This window comes from Haladaptatus sp. (genome assembly GCF_049589095.1).
Classification (GTDB): domain Archaea; phylum Halobacteriota; class Halobacteria; order Halobacteriales; family Haladaptataceae; genus Haladaptatus.
The window spans coordinates 1-4,971 of the sequence record NZ_JBAWAC010000530.1; the positions used below are offsets into that span (position 1 = coordinate 1).

5 protein-coding genes are annotated in these 4,971 nt (G+C 63.1%); 3 read left to right on the plus strand and 2 right to left on the minus strand.

The window, feature by feature from the left end; genetic code table 11:
• Positions 1–156: 156 nt before the first annotated feature.
• From WBV42_RS16595 to WBV42_RS16605, 3 genes are all read left to right on the plus strand, one after another.
• Complete coding sequence (locus tag WBV42_RS16595; protein ID WP_423987009.1) at positions 157–1,431, plus strand: MFS transporter; 1,275 nt, start codon at positions 157–159, stop codon at positions 1,429–1,431.
• A gap of 82 nt (positions 1,432–1,513) precedes the next feature.
• Entirely contained in the window at positions 1,514–2,041 is a 528-nt protein-coding gene (locus WBV42_RS16600) for a DUF2243 domain-containing protein (protein WP_423987010.1), read from the plus strand.
• Between the two features lie 12 nt (positions 2,042–2,053).
• Positions 2,054–2,227, plus strand: coding sequence for a hypothetical protein (locus WBV42_RS16605; RefSeq protein WP_423987011.1), 174 nt, complete (start codon positions 2,054–2,056; stop codon positions 2,225–2,227).
• Positions 2,228–2,229: 2 nt separating this feature from the next.
• Here the strand turns inward: WBV42_RS16605 and WBV42_RS16610 are convergent, their stop codons facing one another.
• Both WBV42_RS16610 and WBV42_RS16615 read right to left on the minus strand, forming a co-directional pair.
• The gene (locus WBV42_RS16610; protein ID WP_423987012.1) at positions 2,230–3,483 is read right to left on the minus strand and encodes a sulfite oxidase; all 1,254 of its coding nucleotides are present in this window, start codon (positions 3,481–3,483) and stop codon (positions 2,230–2,232) included.
• 90 nt (positions 3,484–3,573) lie between these two features.
• Entirely contained in the window at positions 3,574–4,869 is a 1,296-nt protein-coding gene (locus WBV42_RS16615) for a TIGR00341 family protein (protein WP_423987013.1), read from the minus strand.
• Between the last annotated feature and the right edge of the window lie 102 nt (positions 4,870–4,971).

The window sequence follows — 4,971 nt, forward strand, 5'->3', positions numbered from 1 at the left end:
GCAAAGTACAGATCGGAGAACTCAATCTCTCCAAGTACAACGACAGTAGTTAGAAAAATTGACAAAATATATCCCCTCTCGTGTACTGCGTTTCTCGTGATGGAACGGGTAGCAGCTATCGACGAGCGCGTTTTCGGCGGTTCGGAGTGGAGTTGAATGGGTAGCGCGGGAGAGAAATCCCAAGCCGAGACGGGCGTTCTGGCGAGATTCGGCGGCGGCGAGTTCGACGGGCGAAAAGCACGGTTTCAGCTGTTGTTCTTCGTGCAGTTCGCGGCCGGGTCCGGCATCATCGTCTTTCGGAACGTCTACCTCGACGGGATGGGCATGTCGGGAGCCGAGATGGGGGTGATCGGTTTCCTCATGCTGGCGACCGGGGTCGCGGTGCAACCGCTGTGGGGCCTCGTCACCGACTACTGGCACATCGAGCGCGCGATTCTCGTCGTCGGGGCGCTCGTCTCCGCGCTCGCCCTGTTGACCTATCCGTTCGGGGCGAGCCTGACGGACCCGTTCACGATCATCGCCGTCGGGACGGCGGTTTTCTCGGCGTTCCGAGCGCCCATCGTTCCCATCGCGACAGGGATGGTTCTCTCCCGAGGGTACGACTTCGGGCATATTCGGAGCTTCGGGTCCCTCGCGTTCGGTATCGGGAGCCTCGGAGTCGGGTTGGTGGTCGCGGCGGCCGGACTCGTCTCGATAGTGTACATCTACATCGGCGGAATGGTCGTCCTGATGGCAGTCGCGTGGTCCCTGCCGGACGGGTCGGCGGCCCCAGGCGACGCGGACGATGACACCGACGACCCGTCGATAGCCCGTGCGGTGAAAGCGCTCGTGACGAACTGGAACTTCATGGTCGTCGTCACGGCCATGTTCCTGTTCCGACTGTCGTTCATGGGCGGCGAAGCGTTCCTCTCGGTGTACATGCGAGCGGTGCACGCGAGCCTCGTCGTCGGCCCGTGGTCGCTGTCGCCGGACGGCCTGACCGGCCTCGTGTGGGCGTTAAACACGGGATTAGAGGCGGGTGCGTTCGTCTACGCTGCCCGACTCGGCCTCTCGTATAAATGGCTGCTCGTGGTCGGCGGCACGATGGTCGGGGTTCCGAACGTCGTCTACGGGGTGACGACCGATCCATTGCTGATCCTCGCGGTACAGGCGTTCGGCGGAATCGGATTCGCCCTGCTCAGCCTCGGTGCAGTGAACCTCGTCCACGCAGTCGCCGCGGAGCGGATACAATCGAGCGCCCAGACGTTCCTCAGCGGGTTGAGTCTCGGACTCGGGGGCGCAATCGGTCAGGTGATCGCCGGTCACCTCCTCGACACCGTCGGCGTGCAGGAGATGTACCTCGTCATCGCCGTCGTCGGCTTCCTCGGTGCCGCCGTCGGTCTGCTCGTCACCCATCGCGGTCGGTTGGATGCGAGCGACGCCGCCGCGTAACCGGCGACAGGATTGGTTCCCCCTTGAACGACCTGCAAGGATAGCCCGGTCGGCTAAGGAAGGCGGTGCCGATTCGAGAACAATGAGTCACCGTCGAACGGCCGAAGCGGAGCAGTCCGGGACGATGGACGACGGAGTGCCGCGGCGGGCACTCGTCGCGGCGGGAATCGTCGGATTCGGATTCAGCGGACTCATCGACGTGTTGTTGCTCCACCTGGTTCTGAAGTGGCACCACCTGCTCTCGGGCCTGTATCCGCAGACGACCATGTCCGGGCTTCGAACGAACGTCCTCGCGGACGGCGTCTTCTCGATCGCCATGGTCGTCATCATGGGAATCGGGGGCGGGCTCCTCTGGAAAGCCGAGCGGCGTGCGGCGAGTCCGTTACCCGTCCGACCGATTTTCGGGTCCATCCTCGTCGGACTCGGCGCGTTCGACCTCTACGATGCGCTCGTGGACCACATCCTGTTGGGGCTTCACCAACCGCTCTCGCAAGGCGGGACGTACAACCCACACTGGATCGTCGTCAGCCTGCTCTTCATCGGTGCCGGTTGGTACGTCTACCGAACGCGCTCGCCCGAGACGCATGAATCGCCCTCGGAGAACGTCTGATCGGTATCCACGATGGTAGTTCAACCGCTCCAACCGATTCCGCTTCACGCGGTTCCATCGTCGCCGCCCACACCGGTTCCCCACTGGGCCGTGTTGATGGTCGCAGTCCCGCTCCTGTGGGTCGTCATCGCTGGCGGCGTACTGCTGGTCGATACGATGTTCGAGCGACTGTCCCGAATCGAGTGAGATCACTCCTCGACGGCAACCGAAACTCCGAGCGGTACGTACGCGTTGTTTCCGTACCCCTTCTCGTTCCACGGATACTTCCCGTCGGAGATTCCGCGAAGCCCTTCGTCCGGCGTCGAGACGGTCACGGGTTGCTCCCGTCCCTCCTCGTCGGTCGCCCGCGAGAGGAGCGTGTGCTGGCCCGGAGTCGCGTCCCAGACGTAGCGGAACTTTCGGACGGCGTGGCGACCGAGGTCGGGACCGACGAACGAAGCCTCGTCCCACGTTTCGCCGCCGTCGGTCGATAGTTCGACGCGCTCGACGGCGTCGTCGCCCGCCCACGCGACGCCCGTGATTTCGACTCGCTCGTCCGACGACAGCGCGGCCTCCTCCGTGGGCGACGTGATGAGCGATTTGACGAGTTGGTCGAAGAGATAGGCGTTCCGTATCTCCTCGGGATTTCGCAGTTGCTCGTACGTGCTGAACGTCTCGACAGACTCGTGGCGCTCGGGGTCGTCGTCCTGTGCTGGAACGATCCGATAGGAGGACTGCTGGTACTCCGTGTAGTCGTGGCCATTCCGCGATTGCCACTCCTCTCCCGCCACCATCGTCTCCATGACGTGCATTCGATCGACCCATTTCACGCTGTTGTTGCCGAACCAACCGGGGACGATCAGTCGGAGCGGATAGCCGTGTTCCGGCGTCATGGGATCGCCGTTCATCTCGTAGGCGAGCAGGCAGTCGTCGAGCGCCTTCTCCATCGGTATCGAGCGGCAGAACACGTCCTCTCCCTCCTTGGCTTCGCCACCCATCACGGACAACCACAGTCCCTCGTCGGTCGCGGCGCCATGATCGTTCAGCAGGTCCCGCACCGGCGTCCCCGTCCAGATGGCGCTCCCGACCGCACCGACCGTCCACTGGTCGCCCTCCGCGTCGGGGTCGAAATAGGCCCGCCCGTTCCCCGAGCACTCCATCATGTGGACGACCGAATCGGTCGGGTAGTCGTGTCGTATCTCGTCCATCGAGAGTTCGATCCCGTCTTCGACCATCCCGGTCAGCGAAACCGTCCAGTCGTCCGCGTCGATGTCCGGCGTTCGATGATGGGTTCGGATGTAGTGTTCCTCGCGCGGCGTCAGATAGCCTTCGAGGTGGCTTCGTGCCGACGTTTCCGCGTTCTCCGGGTCCGCGGTGAGAACGTTCAAACCCGGATACCGCTCGTCCAGCGGCGCGTCCGGACGGTCCGGCGGACCGGTTTCGTGTGGATCTTCGGGTGGCATCGGTGCGTTCGGATTGGACGAGCGTTCACTCCATCGCTATGCTTGCCAGCGAAAGTCGCTTGCCATCCCATCCGGAGATCGACTGCCGGATCAACCGCTCGTCTTCGCGTTCGCCGTTCCCGATTCCGTGTACTCCACGGTGACGTACACGTTTCGTCCCGTCCCTCGCTCGATTCGCCCTTCCAACCGTTTGGGAAGGTCACTGTACCCGGTGTTCGAACTCCTACTGACGTGCACCGTCACGTTCGCCGGTTTCGATTCCCACCCCATGCCGCCGTATCCCGTCTGGACGCCGGACATCGAGAGGTTCGAATACGCCGGTTGGTTCAACGTCGTCTCCACCTGTTCGTTCGTCGTTCGGCTGAACGATATGTTCGACGCGGTCAACGCCCCAGTACCGACGGTCGCTACGAGGAGGACGAGCAGCGTCGCGTAGACCGCCGTTCGCTGGCCGGACGGGATCGATTCCCGGAACGAACCGTCCGAATCACTCCATCTCGGCTGATAGCCCATCCCGATCAGCGTGAACAGCGCGCCGATGTTGATGGCGAGGATGTTGACCAGCAAGAGCAGGAGCGCGCCGATACCCAGCAGTGGTTCCATCCACGCGATCGCGAGACCGACCACCGCCGCGGCCGGAATGATCGCGGCCGCGATCATGACGCCGATGATGGTCGTGGACTGCTCGGTCGTGTATCCGAACGCGCCGACGACCCCGGCGATTATCGCGCCGATCGTCGAGAGGGCACTCGGCGCGAGTCGAACGCCGATGAGTTCGATATGTATGACGGACACCCCCGGCGGGACGAAGCCAGCCCAGCGAACGAACCACCCGAAGGCCGCGGCGGCGATGATGGCCGTCCCGAGGCCTAGCCCTTGCTCTTTGACGCTATCGACGAACAGTTCCCAGTCACCCAGAAGGACGCCGGTCGGGGCGGCGAGGGCCGAACTCACCTGCGGCGCGATGATCATCGCGCCGATGATGAGTGCCGGTTGGTCGAGCAACAACCCGGCGGCGGCCGCGATGACGCTCAGGAGGGTACCGAGATAGTAGAGTTGGTACGGCCATTGCATCTCCCGGATCTTCGCGTGCAGTTCCGATTTCGAGAGCTTGTGGATCGAGTCGGAGAAGCGTTGACGAAGTTCGGTGAAGTTCGGCGTCTCGGCTAGCTCGGCCTTCGTCGAGACGGTGTAGGCGTCCTCCTCGATATCCGAGTCACGGAACTCGTCGAGGATCGGCCCCACCATCGCCGTCGGAAGCGGGAAGAAAAAGAGCGCACCCTCCCCCTCGTCGCTCACCACCGTATAATCGACATCGTACTCGTCGAGGATGGCGGCGACTTCCTCCCGTTCGCCTGCCGACGCATGAACGTGCAACTCTCGCATTGGCTACTAGATTCGCTTGCGTCTGCTGTATCTTCCGGCCGGTTACTAATGGTCTTTAAATCACCCCCTCGTCAGCGACGGGTCGGATGCGAACGCTCATTC